Annotated in this window: 15 protein-coding genes and 1 pseudogene; 11 read left to right on the top strand and 5 right to left on the bottom strand. The window is 70.1% G+C overall.

What is annotated here, in order from left to right; all coding sequences use genetic code 11:
* Positions 1 to 41 precede the first annotated feature (41 nt).
* A complete protein-coding gene (locus tag AC07DO_RS08605; protein ID WP_479057906.1) occupies positions 42 to 575 on the top strand; it encodes a PadR family transcriptional regulator in 534 nt (177 codons plus the stop codon).
* On the opposite strand, the gene AC07DO_RS08610 is transcribed toward AC07DO_RS08605, so the two are convergent.
* Positions 552 to 1457, bottom strand: coding sequence for an oxygenase MpaB family protein (locus AC07DO_RS08610; RefSeq protein ID WP_479057907.1), 906 nt, complete (start codon positions 1455 to 1457; stop codon positions 552 to 554). The two genes, AC07DO_RS08605 and AC07DO_RS08610, sit on opposite strands and share 24 nt — an antisense overlap.
* A gap of 101 nt (positions 1458 to 1558) precedes the next feature.
* Here AC07DO_RS08610 and AC07DO_RS08615 point away from each other — a divergent pair, with 101 nt between their 5' ends.
* Both AC07DO_RS08615 and AC07DO_RS08620 read left to right on the top strand, forming a co-directional pair.
* A complete protein-coding gene (locus AC07DO_RS08615) occupies positions 1559 to 1864 on the top strand; it encodes a hypothetical protein (protein ID WP_479057908.1) in 306 nt (101 codons plus the stop codon).
* 127 nt (positions 1865 to 1991) lie between these two features.
* A complete protein-coding gene (locus AC07DO_RS08620; protein ID WP_479057909.1) occupies positions 1992 to 2816 on the top strand; it encodes a hypothetical protein in 825 nt (274 codons plus the stop codon).
* Positions 2817 to 2874: 58 nt separating this feature from the next.
* On the opposite strand, the gene AC07DO_RS08625 is transcribed toward AC07DO_RS08620, so the two are convergent.
* Both AC07DO_RS08625 and AC07DO_RS08630 read right to left on the bottom strand, forming a co-directional pair.
* A complete protein-coding gene (locus tag AC07DO_RS08625) occupies positions 2875 to 3057 on the bottom strand; it encodes a hypothetical protein (RefSeq protein WP_479057910.1) in 183 nt (60 codons plus the stop codon).
* A 153-nt stretch (positions 3058 to 3210) separates the two neighbouring features.
* The gene (locus tag AC07DO_RS08630) at positions 3211 to 4263 is read right to left on the bottom strand and encodes a fatty acid desaturase family protein (protein ID WP_479057911.1); all 1053 of its coding nucleotides are present in this window, start codon (positions 4261 to 4263) and stop codon (positions 3211 to 3213) included.
* Positions 4264 to 4511: 248 nt separating this feature from the next.
* Between AC07DO_RS08630 and AC07DO_RS08635 the strand changes: the two genes are divergently transcribed.
* The 3 genes from AC07DO_RS08635 (at position 4512) to AC07DO_RS08645 (ending at position 10222) form a co-directional block, all read left to right on the top strand.
* Positions 4512 to 7388, top strand: coding sequence for a DEAD/DEAH box helicase (locus AC07DO_RS08635; protein ID WP_479057912.1), 2877 nt, complete (start codon positions 4512 to 4514; stop codon positions 7386 to 7388).
* A complete protein-coding gene (locus tag AC07DO_RS08640; RefSeq protein WP_479057913.1) occupies positions 7385 to 8704 on the top strand; it encodes an SWIM zinc finger family protein in 1320 nt (439 codons plus the stop codon). The genes AC07DO_RS08635 and AC07DO_RS08640 overlap by 4 nt, the downstream gene beginning before the upstream one ends.
* 168 nt (positions 8705 to 8872) lie before the next feature.
* Positions 8873 to 10222, top strand: a complete 1350-nt coding sequence (locus AC07DO_RS08645) for an esterase-like activity of phytase family protein (protein ID WP_479057914.1) — start codon at positions 8873 to 8875, stop codon at positions 10220 to 10222.
* A 5-nt stretch (positions 10223 to 10227) separates the two neighbouring features.
* Here AC07DO_RS08645 and AC07DO_RS08650 read toward each other — a convergent pair whose 3' ends face one another.
* Positions 10228 to 10809 (bottom strand): hypothetical protein, encoded by a 582-nt coding sequence (locus tag AC07DO_RS08650; protein ID WP_479057915.1) that lies wholly within the window; start codon positions 10807 to 10809, stop codon positions 10228 to 10230.
* Positions 10810 to 11099: 290 nt separating this feature from the next.
* A complete protein-coding gene (xylA, locus tag AC07DO_RS08655) occupies positions 11100 to 12266 on the bottom strand; it encodes a xylose isomerase (RefSeq protein ID WP_479057916.1) in 1167 nt (388 codons plus the stop codon).
* A gap of 123 nt (positions 12267 to 12389) precedes the next feature.
* Between xylA and xylB the strand changes: the two genes are divergently transcribed.
* The 5 genes and pseudogenes from xylB to AC07DO_RS08680 all read left to right on the top strand — a co-directional run bounded on the left by xylB (position 12390) and on the right by AC07DO_RS08680 (position 17749).
* Entirely contained in the window at positions 12390 to 13844 is a 1455-nt protein-coding gene (gene xylB / locus AC07DO_RS08660; protein ID WP_479057917.1) for a xylulokinase, read from the top strand.
* A gap of 14 nt (positions 13845 to 13858) precedes the next feature.
* Positions 13859 to 15127, top strand: coding sequence for an ROK family protein (locus tag AC07DO_RS08665; protein ID WP_479057918.1), 1269 nt, complete (start codon positions 13859 to 13861; stop codon positions 15125 to 15127).
* A 352-nt stretch (positions 15128 to 15479) separates the two neighbouring features.
* Positions 15480 to 15626: pseudogene (locus tag AC07DO_RS08670) on the top strand (acetamidase/formamidase family protein); the annotation flags it as partial.
* 199 nt (positions 15627 to 15825) lie between these two features.
* Positions 15826 to 16425, top strand: coding sequence for an N-acetylmuramoyl-L-alanine amidase (locus AC07DO_RS08675; protein WP_479057919.1), 600 nt, complete (start codon positions 15826 to 15828; stop codon positions 16423 to 16425).
* A gap of 76 nt (positions 16426 to 16501) precedes the next feature.
* Entirely contained in the window at positions 16502 to 17749 is a 1248-nt protein-coding gene (locus tag AC07DO_RS08680; protein WP_479057920.1) for a winged helix-turn-helix domain-containing protein, read from the top strand.
* The last annotated feature ends 83 nt before the right edge of the window (positions 17750 to 17832 follow it).

Genomic DNA, 17832 nt, shown 5'->3' on the forward strand with positions numbered 1-17832 from the left:
GTACAGCGGATGAGTAGGCTCCGTGAGGCAGAATGCAGTTCATGCTCGAACTGGCCATCCTCGGATTCCTCTACGACACCGCCTTGCACGGCTACGAGCTGCGCAAGCGCATCACCGCACTGGCCGGGCACGTGCGGCCCGTGGCGGAGAGCACGCTGTACCCCGCCATCAAGCGGCTGGAGAAGGCCGGGCTGCTGGCCAGGGAGACTCAGCCGGGCGCCGTGGCCGCGCCGCGCCACGTCCTGAGCCTCACTCCGGCCGGTAGGCTGGAACTGCACAAGCGGCTCGCGGATCCGGCGCGGGGGGACATCACCGACGAGAACCGTTGGTTCACACTTCTCGCCTTCCTGCGTCACCTCGACGACGCGCAGGCGCAGGCGGGGGTACTGCGGCGGCGACTCGCCTTTCTGGAGGAGCCGGCCAGCTTCTTCTACGACGGCGAACGGCCCCTGCGCGCGGAGGAGCTGGACGACCCCTTCCGGCGCGGGATCCTCACGATCGCGCGCGCGACGAGCCGGGCCGAACTCACCTGGCTGCGCGACACCTTGGCATCACTCGACCGGAGCGCTCGCTGACGTGCCCTTGTGCGGCACCGGGCAGCCGCGAACGCCCGGCACGGGGAACGAGCCGAGTTCGGCAACCTCGTACCCGTCGGGATAGCCCTTGATCTCCCGGTTCTGACGCGCGTAATGCGGCAGTCTGCGCGGCGGCATGAGACGCACGGCACGCCCTCGCAGCCGCACGGCTCCCCGAACCAGCGAGCGGGTGAGCGCGTCCGGCTCTTCGTAGCGGAAGGCCCGCAGCAAGGGCTCGTCCAACAGCGCGAGGGTCGCCTTGCGCAGCATGGGTGCCAGGGGGCTCGGATACCACGAGGCCATCAGGTCCAGAGTCGCGTCGGAGACACTACGACCCCCTTGATCCCACCCGAAGTGCGCCTCTTCGTACGCGTCGAGGAAGTTCTCGAACTCCTCGTAGGTGCCCGGGATCTGCTTGATGCCCATGTGCTGCCCGAGGGTGCGGTAGTACGTGGCGGCGGCGGCCGTCTCGTGACGCGAGAGCCTGCGCCAGCCGTAGGTGTCGATCCACCGCTTCGGCACCACCACGAACGTGCACAGCACGTATCGCATGTCGTCGTTGCTGATGTCGTAACTGCGGTGCATCTGGTTGATGCGGCGGATGGCGGTGCGTCCCTCGTCGTCGGCGAAGCCGTGCTCCACAACGGCGTCGAGCAGGAGGGCCGTGTCGTCGTACCTCTTCTGCGTACGGTCCGTCAGCTCTGCCGTCTGTGCGAGCAGCCGCCCGATGCTGGGCACCGCGTACGTGCGATAGAGGGCGAGTTCGAGTGCGCGCGTGTAATCCCACGGGAATTCGAACGTCGTGGTGAGACGGTAGATCTCGAGGTAGTCCCGCTCTGGATCGAGGCGCCTGATCTGCTCGAGCCGCTCGAAACGCTTCACCGCGCGGTCCCCCTTCTGTCACCGGAGCACTCACTCTACGTTGGCGTGGGGCAGATGCAGGGAACAACGGTGGTGGCACATACCGGGGGAAGGTTGACCACATGTTTGACGCACTCCGCAAGTTCTGGCGCGCCGACAAACCACCACAGTCCGAGAACGGGACCGCGCGCGGCCACCACAAGCACCAACGCCCGCACAACCTCTTCGAAGCGGCCGCCGTTTATGTCGCGGCGTGCGCCGAGGACGATCAGCCCACGATGGACGAAGCGACTGGCTGGGTCTCTCCGGAGGCACTGTCCTTCGGCGTCAACGAGCTCGCGTGCCGTGCCGTCATAGCCCTGGCGCGCGAACGCGACGAGTCCCCACACGACGTGGCCCGCTTGCTCCTTGGCCTGCCTGCCGCTTGAGGCGGCCCCCCGCCTCGCTCGCCCCGAAAGGTGGTGGGCCGGTGATTTTCCTGGTCATCCACCTCTCGACGATCTCCGGGGCCAGTGGTTAGGGTGCGCCGACGGATGAAGCGATGGGGAGGCTGGCATGGCCGGAACGGACGACGCTGTCGCCGCCGATGACGACGCGCTGTACGTACTGACGGCGGTGCTCCTGACGCCCGCGAAGTTTCCCAGTGTGCTGGGCGACGACTACCCGGAGGCCTGCGCGACGCTGGATCTGCCACCGATAGCGGGAGGCTACGGACTGGTGCTCGGCCAGGACGGCGGGGGTGCGCGCTGGACAGTCGTCGTCGACGACGTGTCGCTCGTGGCCGTGGCGATCGCCTCGTGGGACTGCGGCATGGAGTACGACCTCTCCCCCGATGAACGCACCGTGGTCACCGCACTGCCCGGATGGCCGCTCGCGGTCGCGGTGGCAGCTCCCGGAGTTCCTGCTCCGCACGACCCCGAACCCGATACCGAGGCAGGCCGGCCTCCGCTGGCGCCACCGGAGGCCGACGACTGGGGCCCCGCACAGCGGCGGCTGGGTGCGGACGAGATAGCGCTGCAGTGGGCGGCCTGGCGGGCACAGGTCGACGACAGTGACTTCGAGACGGCGGTAGCCGAGAAGAAGCACACTCAAGCGGATGCCGAGGCGGCACCTCTGACCGGTGTCAGGCGCGTCCTGGCGGAAGCCCGCGCCTACGTGGACACGCCGCCGCCCCTAGGACGGGTGCGGTCGGCTTTCGCCTCGGGTGACGCGCGCACTCTGCGGGCCGACGGCCCCGGCTGGTCGCTGGTCGCCAGAACCGACGACATTGCCTTCGTGCTCCTGGACGAAGAGCCGGGGGAAGTACGTCCGGTAGGCCGTGGCCCTGAGCTTCCCGCGCTGCTGGAGGCCCTCGACAAGATGGCGGTGCGTCCGTCCTGAGCCGGCTGACGGGCCACCCGTCGTCCTCACCCGTCAGGCCGGCCGGACCGAGCGGTCCTCAGTGGCCTATCTCCTTGCGGGTGACGCGGCGCAGTCGGCGCCGCTGGCCCGAGTCGAGCGTGAGATATGCCGCCGCGGGGACTCCGAGCACGATCAGGAGTGCGGCCCACCAAGGCAGCCAGATCAGCAGAATGATCCCGGCCGCCACACCACCTGCGGCGATCTTCGCGTTCTTCGACATGTGCGTCGCCTCCTTCGCGGCGTGTGCCGCTCTCTGTCCTGGAAAACGGCGTCAGCTCTCGCACGGTTCCTGACCGCGCCCCTGAGAAAGCCCTGAGTCGCGCCCCCTACTGGTTCCCGGGCCTCACTGGTCCCCGCCTCACCGGTTTCAGGCCTACTCGACCCGGAGCGGCTCGCCGACTTCGTACATGTGCCGCAGGACCTGCCGGTAGGAGTCGACGAACCCGGCCTCCGTGTAGGACATGCCCACAGCGGCACAGTGGGCGCGCACTACGGGCTGGGCCAGCCGCAGGTGGGGCCTGGGCATGCTCGGAAACAGGTGATGCTCGATCTGGTAGTTGAGTCCGCCGAGGAACCAGTCGGTCACCGGGCCGCCGCGGATGTTGCGCGAGGTGAGCACCTGGCGACGCAGATGCCCCCAGCGCTCGCCGTTCGGATCCGGCATCTCCATGCCCTTGTGGTTGGGTGCGAAGGCCAGTCCGAGGTGCAGACCGAACAGTGCCTGGTGGACCGCGGCGAAGGCGATCGCGTGGCCGAGGGGCATGGCGGTGAGAAGCAACGTCACGTAGCCGACAAGATGCGCGACCAGTAGCAGGCCTTCCACGACGCGTTCGCGCGGACCCTGCCGCCGCAGGTCCTGGAAGCCGTAGATCTTCATGGCGACGCCCTGGAGGAGCGTCAACGGAAAGAAGAGCCAGGACTGGTTACGGGTGAGCCAACGCCGGAATCCGACGCGCACCTTGGCCTGGCGACTGGTCCACACGAGGACGTTCGCGGCGACGTCGGGGTCCTTGTCGACGTGGTTGGGGTTGGCGTGGTGTCTGTTGTGTTTGTCGTTCCACCAGGCCGAGCTCATCCCGAGCAGGAGATTGCCGTGCACGAGACCGATGGCACGGCCCACGGAACGGTCCGCCGTTATCTGCGAATGGCCCGCGTCATGACCGATGAACGCTGTCCGGGCGCACAGGACGGACAGCACTGGCGCGAGCAGGAGCACCCACCATGAGGTGCCGAGAAGGAACATGCCGACGCCCACGGCGGTCAGCGCACCGGCGTTGAGCGCGATGGTTCGCGCGTACCATCCGGTGCGCCGGTTGAGGAGGCCTTGTTCCTTGACCGTGCGCAGGAGAGGGGCGAAATCACTTCCGGCACTCTGCCCGCGGGTGCTGGATGGGGGGCGTTCCGCTACTGCGGCGGCCTGGGGCATGGTGGGTCTCCGGTCTTCATGACAACGGGCTGACCTGATAGAACGTACGGATCAGCGACCTGGGGCAACCATGGCGGCACCACCCGTGTCCAACCGGGGGCCAGCACCGTCCGTCAGGGGGGCTGGCTACACCCCCCGAAGGAGAAGTGACCTGGATCACCGCGCCATGACCTTCGCGAAGGCCTCGCCGTGCTGTACTCTCGGCCGCTCTGGTCTCAGTAGTCAAATTTGAGGAATGCGCCATCGCTGTGCACAGGCTCCCTGTCGTGTCCCGCTCCGAGATCTCCGAACTGTCGCGCTGTTCCGTTCTCTTCGTGCCTGCCGACCCGCCCCGCGACGGACGTGTGGCTTTCTGGCATGCCGACGGCACCGAGCCGCCCCACACCTCAGCCGGTGTCCACGAAGAACTGACCCTCGTCGTACCGGGGGACGAGGGCGTCGAGCTCGCGCCCGTCACCGCAGCACTGGTTCCCGTCCGCGCCGCGCTGCCCGTCCTCACGCGCGCGCGTGCCGCCACGGAGACGCATCCGACGGGCGCCTTCTGGGGGACAGCAGGAGTGTTGGCCCTGCAACTGGCGGCGCGCGGTCTGCTGTTGCCGGGGCTGACCGTCAGTGATCACGACGCGTGGCGCGCCGGTCCGCTGAGTTCCGAGGATCTGCAACGGCTGCGTGAGCTGGCCGCTGCGATGCCGCCCGCCGCCCACGCTCTGCCGCTGCACGCCAGCGTCCCGCCGCGGCTGCCCGAACCCGAGCATGTCCTGCGCCAGTTCCTCGACGCCGTGGCCGACACCCTCCCGCGCTCCCCCGCCGCGCCACTGGCCGCCGGCGGGCCCGTATTCGCCGCTCCGGAGCCCCAGCACGTGCCGGAGCAGCGCGCCTGGGCGCTGGACGTCGCCGCCGGGCACGACGCCGGGGTGCGGATCTCACTGCGTGTGGAGATTCCCGGCCTCGCCACGGTTGCCGACGACGGCACCCTGCTGCCCTTCCGGGCCGTACTGCAGTTGCACAGTGTCAGCGATCCCTCGCTCGTCGCGGATGCCGCGGAGGTGTGGGCGGGGTTCGGCGCCTCGGGCCAGGCCTTCGGCCCGCGGGCGCGTATGGACGCCCTGCTCGCGTTGCGTCGTGCCACGCGCGCGTGGCCGCCGCTGGCCCCTCTCCTGTCCGCCACCGTCCCCGACGCGATCGAGCTCGCCGACGAGGACGTCACCGCGCTCCTGAGCGATGGCGCCCGCGTGTTGGCGGCCGCGGGCGTCGACGTGCACTGGCCCCGGGAACTGGCGCGCAATCTCACGGCACACGCCGTCATCGGGCCGGCGGACGACGACGAGAGCGACCGGAAGGGACCGCACAAGCTGTCCTCGGACACGCGGTCCTTCCTCTCGGCCGACGCCCTCCTCGCCTTCAACTGGCGTTTCGCGCTGGGTGACCAGCAGCTCACACGGGCGGAGCTGGACCGCCTCGCGGAGTCGAACCGTCCCGTGGTCCGCCTGCGCGACCAGTGGGTGCTGGTGGATCCGGCGGAGGTCCGCCGCGCCCGCGACCAGCAGGACCACAAGGTCACCCCGATCGACGCGCTCGGCGCCGTGCTGACGGGCACGGCCGAGGTCGGGGGGCAGCGAGTCGACGTGGAGCCTACGGGGTGGCTCGCCACCCTGCGCGAGCGGCTCGCCGATCCGGAAGGCATGGAGCCGGTCGGCCAACCCGTGGCCCTCGCCGCCGAGCTGCGCGACTACCAGCTGCGCGGTCTGAACTGGCTGGCACGCATGACGTCGCTCGGGCTGGGCGCCTGCCTCGCCGACGACATGGGTCTCGGCAAAACGATCACGCTCATCTCCTTGCATCTGCACCGTCAGACGCAGGAGGAGTCCGCCGGGCCCACCCTGGTGGTCTGTCCGACGTCGCTCATGGGCAACTGGCAGCGCGAGGTCGAGAGGTTCGCGCCAGGTACGCGTGTACGCCGCTTCCACGGCTCCCAGCGCAACCTCGACGATCTGGCGGACGGCGAGTTCGTCCTGACCACCTACGGGACGATGCGGCTCGACGCGGAAAGGCTCGGCCAAGCCTCCTGGGGCATGGTCGTCGCCGACGAGGCGCAGCACGTGAAGAATCCGTACTCGGCCACGGCGAAGCAGCTGCGCACGATCGGTACACGCGCGCGCGTGGCGCTCACCGGCACACCTGTGGAGAACAACCTCTCCGAACTGTGGGCCATTCTCGACTGGACGACCCCCGGTCTGCTCGGCCGGCTCGGCACTTTCCGTACGCGGTACGCCCAAGCCGTCGAGGGCGGTTCGGATCCTGCTGCTGCCGAGCGGCTCGGACAGCTCGTGCGGCCGTTTCTGCTGCGCCGCCGCAAATCGGATCCGGGGATCGCACCCGAGTTGCCACCGAAGACGGAGACCGACCGTGCCGTCTCGCTCACCGCGGAGCAGGCGGGCCTCTACGAAGCGGTGGTGCGGGAGACGCTGGCGGACATTTCCGGCGCCGACGGGTTCGCGCGCAGGGGTCTGATCGTCAAGCTCCTCACCGGGCTCAAGCAGATCTGCAACCACCCCGCGCAGTACCTCAAGGAGGACGAGCCCCGCATCCCCGGACGCTCCGGAAAGCTGGAGCTGCTGGACGAGTTGCTCGACACGATCCTCGCGGAAGAGGCGAGCGTGCTCGTCTTCACGCAGTACGTCCAGATGGCGCGGCTCATCGAGCAGCATCTCTCGGCGCGTGGTGTTCCCTCGCAGTTCCTGCACGGGGGCACTTCTGTAGCGCAGCGGGAGGCCATGGTGCAGCGTTTCCAGGACGGTGAAGTGCCGGTCTTCCTGCTGTCTTTGAAGGCGGCCGGAACGGGCTTGAACCTGACGCGTGCCGAGCACGTCGTGCACTACGACCGCTGGTGGAATCCCGCGGTGGAGGCGCAGGCCACCGACCGCGCGTACCGCATCGGGCAGACGCAGCCGGTGCAGGTGCACCGGCTGATCGCGGAGGGGACGATCGAGGACCGCATCGCCGACATGCTGCTGCGCAAGCGGGAGTTGGCGGACTCCGTCCTCGGAGCCGGCGAGGCCGCTCTCACCGAGCTGACCGATGCCGAATTGTCGGATCTTGTGGAGCTGCGAGGGGGCACGCGATGAGTGACATCCACGATGAGGCGTACGACGACGCGGACGACACGCGCGGGGGCGCGCAGTCGGAAGAGCGCACGTTCGCGGCGTTGCCGCCCGCACACGGGCGAGGGTTCGCGCAGAGCTGGTGGGGTCAGGCCTGGTTGAAGGCTCTCGAGGACACCGCCCTGGATCTGCAGCAGCTGAAAGCCGGGCGTCGTCTCGCGCGCGCGGGCGCGGTGGGTGCTGTTTCCGTGCGCCCCGGCCGCATCACGGCAGTGGTCAAGGACCGGGACGGTACACCGCACCGTTCCGATGTGCTGCTGCAGGAGTTGAGTCCGGAGGCGTGGGACCGCTTCCTGGAGATGGCCATCGAGCGGGCGGGCCACATCGCCGCGCTCCTGGACCGCGACATGCCTCCGCACTTGGTGGAGGATTCCGCGGCGGCGGGCGTCGAACTCCTGCCCGGCATCGGTGACCTCGAGCCCGAGTGCGACTGCGAGGCGTGGGACCACTGCGGACATACGGCTGCCCTCTGCTACCAGGTGGCGCGTCTTCTCGACGAGGACCCGTTCGTGCTGCTACTGATGCGAGGACGCGGGGAGCGGATACTTCTCGACGAGCTGCAGACGCGCAGCGCCTCGACGGCTGAGGCACAGGAGGCCGGCGGGGACGCCCTGGAGGGCGGTCCAGAGGGTGTGGACGCCGCGGAGGCGTACGCGGAGGGTGCCATCCTCCCGCCGCTGCCCGCGCTGCCTCCGCTGCCCGCGGAGCCCGGTGTGCCGCCGACGCTCTACACGGACGCGGAGCCCGCTGCGGGGCTGGACGTGGCCGCGGTCGAGTTCCTGGCCGCACAGGCCGCTGTCGAGGCATACCGCGTCCTGGCGGATGCGCTCGCGCCCGGCCACGAACGGCTCCCCGTCGAGGTCGACTTGTCGACTGACGAGGACGCTGTCCGCCTGGCGGCGGCGCGGCCCGGTACCGCGGTCGAAACGCGGCTCGCGGCGGCATCCGAGCGCGGTCGGGACGCTCTCGACCTTGCCGTCCGCGCCTGGAGGTACGGAGGTCGCGCCGCCCTCCACATCCTCGAAGAGATGTGGACGCCAAAGGACGAGGCGCTGGCCCGCGCGCGGGCCGCACTGGACGCCGCCTGGGACGAGGACGAACGGCCTCAGCTTCGCGCGACGGACAACCGCTGGACCGTGGTCGGCGCGGATGTACAGCTGCGCCACGGGCGCGACGGCCGCTGGTGGCCCTACCGCAAGGAGGGCGGCCGTTGGGCTCCCGCAGGGCCCGCGGCCCAGGACCCGGCGACAGCACTGGCCGTCGCCGACGGAAACGAGTGACGCGCCCCACCCGGGCGCGCTAGGGGCCTGTGTCGGCAGCCCCGCCTGCCCCCCTCAGGAGGGCGCGCCGTCAGCACATCACCCCTCGTTCACTCGGAGGCTTCCTCAGGTTCGTGATGGCGGCGAAGTCTGGCCGCTGTCACCAACCCTGTGCCCCAGGAGGCCCCGATGTCCCCGCACGTCGCCCGTACGGGCCGTGTCCGTCGTTCCATGGCCATCGGCCTGCCACTCGCCGTGGTGGCCGCCCTCACGGTGGCGGGCACCGCGACGGGCCGGCCGGGCGGTGGACACGACGAGGCGCGCGTGACCGCCGCCGCGACCCTCGGCGACATTCCGCTCGGCACCTTCAGCAATAAGCTGCTGCCGGGCACGGTGAAGGACGACCGCGGTGTCGACCTCGGCGGCATCGGCAGCGACCTGTACCCGACGGGCCGCAAGGGTGAGTTCTGGGCGGTGACCGATCGGGGACCCAACGGTCAGATAAAGATCGATGGCAAGAAGCGCCGCACCTTCCCTGTCCCCGGTTTCGATCCGGCGATCGTGAAGATCCGGGTCCGTGGGGACAAGATCAAGGTCATCTCCGCGCTGCCGCTGACGGCCTCTTCCGGAAAGCCCGTCACCGGGTTGCCCAATCAAGAGGGCCGCGACGAGGCCCCGTACTCGTACGACGCGAAGACCCCCGTGCCGTACGACCCGAACGGCTTGGACACGGAAGGGCTCGTGCGCGCCCCGGACGGCACCTTCTGGCTGGTCGACGAGTACGGGCCGTCCCTGATCCATGTCTCCGCGCGCGGAAAGATCATCAAGCGGTACGTGCCGCGCGGGCTGAAGCTGCGGGGCGCCGACTACCCGGTGGTCGAGGCGCTGCCCGGCGTCCTTCTGCACCGCAAGACGAACCGCGGCTTCGAAGGGCTCACCCAACTCCCCGGCGGCGACCTGGTGATGGCCGTGCAGAGTCCGCTCTCCCTGCCGGACGATGACGCGGGTGAGAACTCTCGCACCACACGGCTGCTGCGCTTCTCGCCGACCGAGCAGGCCGTCACCGCGGAGTACGCCTACCGGTTCGATCCCGTGGACATCGTGGATCCCGGTGAGGACGACACGTCCGAACTGAAGATCTCTTCCGTTGTCGCCACAGGACGCGACAAGCTCCTCGTCCAGGAGCGCACCGACAAAGCCGCACGTCTCCAGGCCGTCACTTTGGATCGCGGCGCGAACATCCTGGGCAGCAAGTGGGACAGGAGCACGACTCGGCCCTCCTTGGAGGAGCTCGACGACCCCGCCTCCTCCGGAGTGCCCGTTCTCGGCAAACGACTGGTGGTCGACCTGAACACGGTCGGCGGCGTGCCCGGCAAGATCGAGGGCGTCGCCCGGGTCGACAGTCGCACTTTGGCCCTCATCAATGACAACGACTTCGGGATGAGCGACGGCCCGGAGGCCTTCGACAAGGACGGACGGCTGGTCGACAGCGGCACGGAGACCACGGTGACGTACGTACGTCTCCCCCGGCGATACTGACTTGGTCAGGACAGTGGTCCGGTGAGCTTGTGCTTTCCCGGGCCGCTGTCCCCCGCCAGGCTGCACGCGACATTGTCGATGCCCACCTTGTAGCCCGTGGCATCCGGATACTGCACCAGGGTCCCGCGCACCGTTCCGGACGGCTGGCTGCGCGCCTTGCGTTCCAGTGGTCGTTCACAGAGGGCGGCCGCCGCCTTCTTCAGGGCCGCGTCCGTCGTATAGGAGCCCTGAAGTTCGGCGAACTCCACGACTTCGGCGTCGTGCGGTTGGTTGCACGACCTCTTCGCGGCCTGGCCGGGCCGGCTGCTGTCGACGTTGAAGCAGTCGCCTGTCTTCAAGAGGTAGTACGGGACCTGGTCATCGGCGGGCGAGGGTACGGCCGAGCCGAGGTCACTCGGGAATTCGGTCGGCAGCGTGGGGAAGTCGGTCGGCAGCGACGGGACGTCACTCGGCAAGCCGGTGGGCAACTCGCTCGGAATCCGGGACGGAATGCTCAAGGAGGGTGTGGGTTCGCGCGTTGTACTGCTGTCGGACCCGGCGGGTTCCTTCTTGCCGTCGCCGTCGTCGCCGGTGACCAGCAGAACCACTGCGGCGACGGCTCCGAGAGCCACGATGACCGCGAGCAGGACGAACAGGCCGTTGCGCCGCCCTGGCGGCCCGCCGGAAGGTGGGGGCGACGGCGGGCCCGCGGCCCCTGGGGGCGGCCCGTACCCGCCGCCCGGCGGGGGACCGAACCCTCCCCCGCCGGGCGGCGGACCACTGGGCGGCGGAGGCGGCTGCGGCGGTACGGGCGGCATGGCCATACCCACCAGAGTCGCCTCGTACAGGTCATATGGCGAGCCCCCTGCGCCGGTTGCTCGCGCACGGACCGGGGGGATCAGCTCCGGGCTGCCAGCAGGTGGTCCATGGCCAGCTGGTCGAGCCGCTCGAAGGCCATGCCGCGTGCCGCGGCCTCCTCCACGTCGAACGTCTCATAGGCGCTCCGGTCGGCGAGCAGGCCGGAGAGGCCGTCCTCGGCCGTGGGGACGGCCAGCTCGTCCAGGCGCGCGGCACGCAGCGCCTCACGCACCTCGGGGTCGGCCCGGAACGCGGCCGCACGCTCACGCAGGATCAGGTAGTTGCGCATGCAGCCCGCAGCAGAGGCCCACACCCCCTCGAAGTCCTCCGTGCGCGGCGGCTTGAAGTCGAAGTGCCTGGGGCCGTCGTACCCACCCCATTCCAGGAGGTCCACCAGCCAGAAGGCGCTGCGCAGATCGCCGGCACCGAACCGCAGATCCTGGTCGTACTTGATGCCGGTCTGGCCGTTGAGGTCGATGTGGAAGAGCTTGCCCGACCACAGCGCCTGAGCGATGGAGTGCGGGAAGTTGAGGCCCGCCATCTGTTCGTGCCCCACCTCCGGGTTCACGCCGTACAGTTCCGGGCGCTCCAGGCGCTCGATGAACGCAAGAGCGTGGCCGACGGTGGGCAGCAGGATGTCGCCGCGCGGCTCGTTGGGCTTCGGCTCGATGGCGAAACGCACATCATAGCCCTGTGTGGTCACGTACTCGCCGAGCAGGTCGAAGGCTTCCTTCATGCGGTCGAGTGCAACAGTGACATCCTTCGCCGCGCCGGACTCCGCGCCCTCCCTGCCGCCCCACGCCACATAAGTGTGGGCACCCAACTCCGCCGCGAGGTCGATGTTGCGCATCGTCTTCCTCAGCGCGTACCGCCGCACGTCGCGGTCATTGGCGGTGAACCCGCCGTCCTTGAAGACGGGGTGGGTGAAGAGGTTCGTGGTGGCCATCGGCACGACGAGGCCCGTGGCGTCCAGCGCCTGGCGGAACCGCTTGATGTGCGCCTGCCGTTCCGAGTCGGAGGACCCGAAGGGAATCAGGTCGTCGTCGTGGAAGGTCACTCCGTAGGCACCCAGTTCGGCGAGGTGCCGCACCGAGTCGGCAGGGTCGAGCGCTGCCCGGGTGGCGTCTCCGAACGGGTCCCGGCCCTGCCAGCCGACCGTCCACAGGCCGAAGCTGAACTTGTCCTCAGGGGTGGGCTGATAGTTCATGTGCGGCTCCCTCACCTATTTCGTCATGGCGCTTTACAAATTAGTATCCGAGGGCGCTGCTGGGAAGGTCGAGGAGTGAACTCCGGAGCGCACCCGGGGACAGCCGCAGAAACGGAGACCGTCATGTCGTCAGCGCCCACCACTCAGGGACCTCTCGTCGTCGGGGTGGACAGCTCCACGCAGTCCACCAAGGTCCTGGTCGTCGACGCGCCCACGGGCCGGGTGGTCGCGCGTGGGCAGGCCCGGCACCGCGTCAGCACCGGCGAGCATCGCGAGAGCGACCCTCGGGAGTGGTGGGACGCCCTGTGCACGGCCCTGGAGCAGTGCGGGCAGGCCGCCCGGGAGGCCGCCGCCGTGTCCATCGGAGGGCAGCAGCACGGACTCGTCACCCTCGGCAGGGACGGCAGCCCGGTCCGCCCGGCGCTGCTCTGGAACGACGTGCGATCGGCCCCTCAGGCCCGCAGCCTCGTGGAGCGTCTCGGCGGACCCAAAGTGTGGGCCGATCGGGTCGGCAGCGTGCCAGGGCCTTCCTTCACCGTGACGAAGTGGGCCTGGCTCACCGAACACGAGCCCGCCTCGGCCCGCGCCACCACCGCGGTGCGCCTGCCCCACGACTACCTCACGGAACGGCTGACGGGCCTCGGCACGACCGACCGCGGCGACGTCTCCGGAACGGGCTGGTGGGCGTCGGGCCCTGAGCAGTACGACGAGGACATCCTCGACATGGTGGGGCTCGACCCCGCGCTGCTTCCCCGCGTCGCGCGGCCCGGGGAGGTCGTCGGAACGGTCCGGGACAGCGGTGAACTGCCCTTCTCCAAGGGCACGCTGGTCGGCCCCGGCACCGGCGACAACGCGGCGGCGGCCCTGGGGCTCGGGCTGCGCCCCGGAACACCGGTGTTGAGCCTCGGCACGTCAGGCACGGTGTACGCCGTCTCGGAGCGCCGTCCCACCGACCCGACCGGTACCGTGGCGGGCTTCGCCGACGCGCGTGGCGCATGGTTGCCGCTGGCCTGCACCCTGAATTGCACCCAGGCCGTCGATCGAGTGGCCGAACTTCTCCATCTGGAGCGTGAGGCGGTGGAGCCAGGAGGTTCGGCCACGCTCCTGCCCTACCTGGACGGCGAGCGCACACCGAACCTGCCCCACTCCTCCGGTGTGCTGCACGGCCTTCGGCACGACACGACGCCCGGGCAACTGCTGCAGGCCGCGTACGACGGTGCCGTCCACTCACTGCTCGGCGCACTCGACCTGGTCCTTGACGCCGACGCCGACCGGTCGACCCCGCTGTTGCTCATCGGGGGCGGGGCGCGGGGCAAGGCCTGGCAGCACACGGTGCGGCGTCTCTCCGGGCGTCCCGTGCAGGTCCCTGAGGCTCAGGAGCTGGTGGCACTCGGAGCCGCGGCGCAGGCGGCCGGCCTGCTGACCGAGGAGGACCCGAGCGCCGTCGCGAGGCGTTGGGACACGGCCCGGGGGCCCGTGCTCGACCCTGTGCGGCGCGACGAGGCGGCGCTGTCCAGGATCTCCGGGGTACTCTCCGACGCGGCGCCGCTCCTGGGCAGGGTGCCCCAAGGGGAGTGAGGACTGACCGAAGCATGACCGCACCGCCGCACGACCGGCGCCGGGGAACATCCGGCGCGCGGCTGCCCGACACCCAGCAGGGGATGCGCCGCCGGAACCTGTCCCGTGTGATGCACACGGTGGCCACACACGGCCCGCTGTCCCGTGCGGCGGTGGCTTCCCACATCGGGCTGACCCGCGCTGCCGTCTCCACGCTCGTGGACGAACTGATCCGGTCGGGGCTCCTGGACGAGCTGGGTCCCGAGCGTCCTGGGCGGGTGGGGCGCCCGGGATCGGCGCTGGCGGTCAGCGCGACGGGGCCGGTCGGGATCGGCGCCGAGGTGGGGGTCGACCATCTGGCGGTGTGCGCGGTCGATCTGCGGGGGGACATCCGCGCACGCGCCGAGCGACGGTCCGCCAACCGTGACCGCTCCCCCGCCCCTGTACTGAAGGAACTCGCCGCCCTGGTGAAGCAGGTGTGCGCCGAGGCGCACCAGCAAGGGCTGGCTCCCGCGGGCCTTGCGGTGGCCGTGCCCGGACTGGTCGCTCGCGACACCGGGACGGTCGTCCGCGCCCCCAACCTCGGCTGGCACGACATCGACCTGAGCCGACTCCTGCCCGGCGATCTGCCGCTGACGGTGGACAACGAGGCCAACTTCGGCGCGCTCGCGGAACTGTGGCTCGGCGAAGGATCGCCCGAGGACTTCCTCCACGTGTCGGCGGAGATCGGCATCGGCGCGGCACTCGTCGTCGATGGACGGCTGCTGAGGGGGATCCGGGGGTTCGCCGGCGAGTTGGGACATGTGCCCGTCCGTCCCGACGGGCCTGCCTGTCCCTGCGGAGGCCATGGCTGCCTGGAGCAGTACGCGGGTGAAGCTGCGGTCCTGCGCGCCGCGGGCCTGGGCCCGGGCGGCCCTGGCGACTCGGGCGACTCGGGCGACCCGAACGGCGCGGGCGTGGAACGCGGCGAAGTGCTCGCCGAGCGCGCCGCCGCGGGCGACGAGCCTGTCCGGCGAGCACTCAGCGACGCCGGAACGGCTTTGGGTATCGCTCTCACCGGTGCGGTGAACCTGCTGGATCCGCAGGCCGTCGTGCTGGGCGGTGCGCTGTCGCGGCTAGCACCATGGCTGCTGCCCGCGCTCGAGCACGAGCTGTCGGAGCGCACCGCGGGCCGGGCCTGCGGGGTGACGGTGTCCGGGCTCGGTCCTGACGGGCCGCTGCTGGGGGCTGCGCACTCGGTGGCGCGGGCGGTGCTGGACGATCCGGCGGGCGTCACTGCGGGCACGACAGCTCAGCGAACGTAGGGAGCTGCCGGCGCGGCTCCGCGGACGCCGACGGCCGCCGGTACACGTTTGGCGGGCGACCGCTACCCCGAACGAGTGGCCGGGATATCCACAATCACGCCGCTGTGCACAGATCCGACGCGGGCTCTTCCACCTCAACCGGCGGCCGCCGTAACGTAATTCACACGAGGCCTCGCAGCGGTGACGACACGTCAGCGACGGATGCGGCTTCGCGGATCGGGACCCGAGCGAGTTGCGCGGCCCACCCCGGTCGGACCGACGGCCCATCCGGCCAGAGTGGAGCGGCGCAGAGATGAACGATGCTCAGATCCTGGCAGTACGGACCGAGCCAGGCGAATACGCCTGGACGGACTCCGAGGTCTGCGACACCGACTACACGTGCATCGCCAAGATCCGCAAGGAGTGGCTGCCCGCGCGCGAGACTCGCCGTGGACCGCACTCGCGGTTGCGCGAGACGGCGATCTCGCTGCCGCGGGGCACGGACCCGCACCCCGCATAAAGCTCAGCGCCTTTCGCCAGGACGGCGCCCGCCGAAGTTCGGCGCTGCGCCTGTGCGCAGCACTCCGGCGGCACCCTCGCCGTCACAGAAAAGCAGTGGCCCACCCACCGCAGTGGGACACCCGCCGCCCGGGCCTTTCAGGTACAGCGCCAGTCCAGCCATCGTCCTCCCCCACCCCCCACCGAGAGGCAGGCCAGTCATGGATCGAGTGAGACGCTTCCCCAGTCGGCGCAGGCTGCTGCAAGGCGCGGTCGCAGCCGCCGTGCCCGCGACGCTCCTGCCCGCCACCCCCGCGACCGCACAGGCTCGCGCCGTCGACTTTCCCCTGGCCGAATGGGTCCCGGCCAGCTCCTCCAACTACACGGCAGCCAACCGCCCGACCACCTACCCCATCGACTACGTGATCATCCACGTCACACAGGAGACGTACGCGGACACGCTCGCCATCTTCCAGAACCCGGCGAAGAAGGTGTCGGCCCATTACGTCGTGCGCTCCAAGGACGGTCACATCGCCCAGTGCGTCCGTGAGCGCAACGTCGGCTGGCATGCGGGGAACTGGACCTACAACACACGGAGCATCGGAGTCGAGCACGAAGGGTGGGTCGACAAACCCGAGTACTTCACCAACGCGCTGTACGAGCAGTCCGCCGCGCTGACCGCCGCCATCTGCTCGAAGTACGACATCCCGAAGGACCGCGAACACATCATCGGCCACCATGAGGTCCCCGGGTCGGACCACACGGACCCGGGCCCGTACTGGGACTGGTCGCGCTACCTGCGCCTCGTCAACTTCGCCTGAAGCGCTGCGCATCCTTGTCGGCTTCCGTCTCCGGGGCGACGATGGCAACACCGCATCGCCGTCCTGGGAGGCCGAGTTGTCCGATCCGTGGGTGGCTCTGGGGCCCGGTGTCGATCCCGCGGAGCGGGTACGGGTGGTGCGCAGGGCCCACGAGAGGTTCACCGACGCGGGGACGATCACTCGTCCGGTGCGTTCGGTGGTGGCCGACTCGTGGCGGAGGTCGGCCAGGGCGCGGCTGAGCCCGGAATGCACCGGCGCGGCGGTGGAGCTGACCGACGGGGACCTCGGGGCATACCGCTCGGAGCATCCCTTGGCGCGAGTGATGCCGTTGTTCCGTGAGTTGATGGGCACCTTCGCGGCGGACGGGGAGCATCTGCTCGCCGTGTGCGACGCACAGGGCAGGCTGTTGTGGGTCGAGGGTCATGCGGTGACGCGACAGCGGGCGGGGCGGATGAACTTCGTGCCGGGTGCGCGGTGGGCGGAGTCCGCCATGGGGACGAACGCGCCGGGGACGGCGGTCGCCGTGGGCCGGCCGGTGCAGGTCTTCGCCACCGAGCACTTCATGCGACGGGTGCAGCCGTGGACGTGCGCGGCGGCTCCTGTGCACGATCCCCGGACCGGACGACTGATCGGCGCGGTGGACATCACCGGCGGGGACGAGCTCGCGCACCCGCACAGTCTCGCCTTCGTACAGGCGGTCGCGCGTGCTGGTGAGTCGCAACTGGCCCTGCTCGCGCCGCCGGTGAGGTCGGACGGGAAGGCGGAACTGGCAGCGCTCGGGCGGGATGAGGCGTTGTTGCTCGTGGAGGGGCGCAAGGTGCGGCTCAGCCGTAGGCACAGCGAGATCGTCGTGCTGCTCGCTCGGCACCCGGAGGGGCTGTCGGGGGACGCGTTGCTGTGCGCGTTGTACGAGGACGAGTCGGTGTCGCAGGTGACGTTGCGGGCCGAGATGGCGCGGCTGCGCCGGGTGCTGGGTGCGGAGTTGCTTCGGTCGCGGCCGTATCGGCTGGCGGTGCCTGTCGAGTGCGATGTCGGCGTGGTGGAACGTCGTCTCGGTGCGGGGGCGGTGGCGGCTGCCGCGGCTGCGTATGCGGGGCCGTTGCTGCCGCAGTCCCAGGCTCCCGCTCTCGTCCGACTGCGTCGCAGGCTCGCGGACCAGATGCGGGCGGCACTCGTCGAGCGCAACGACCCGGACCTGCTCGCGGACTGGGCGCACGCTCCCTGGGGCGAGGAGGACTTGGCGGTGTGGCAGGCGCTGGCCGGGCTGCGCCCTACGGCTCCCGTGCTGGCCCGCCTGGACGAGCTGGACGCGGAACTGGCGTAGCCGCACACGAACGGACATGGCCGGGCACGAACCTGACCTGACCCTCGTACGGTCGGTCGTACGCGTCGAGGACCGCAACGTCG

This window comes from Streptomyces sp. NPDC045678 (assembly GCF_056432085.1).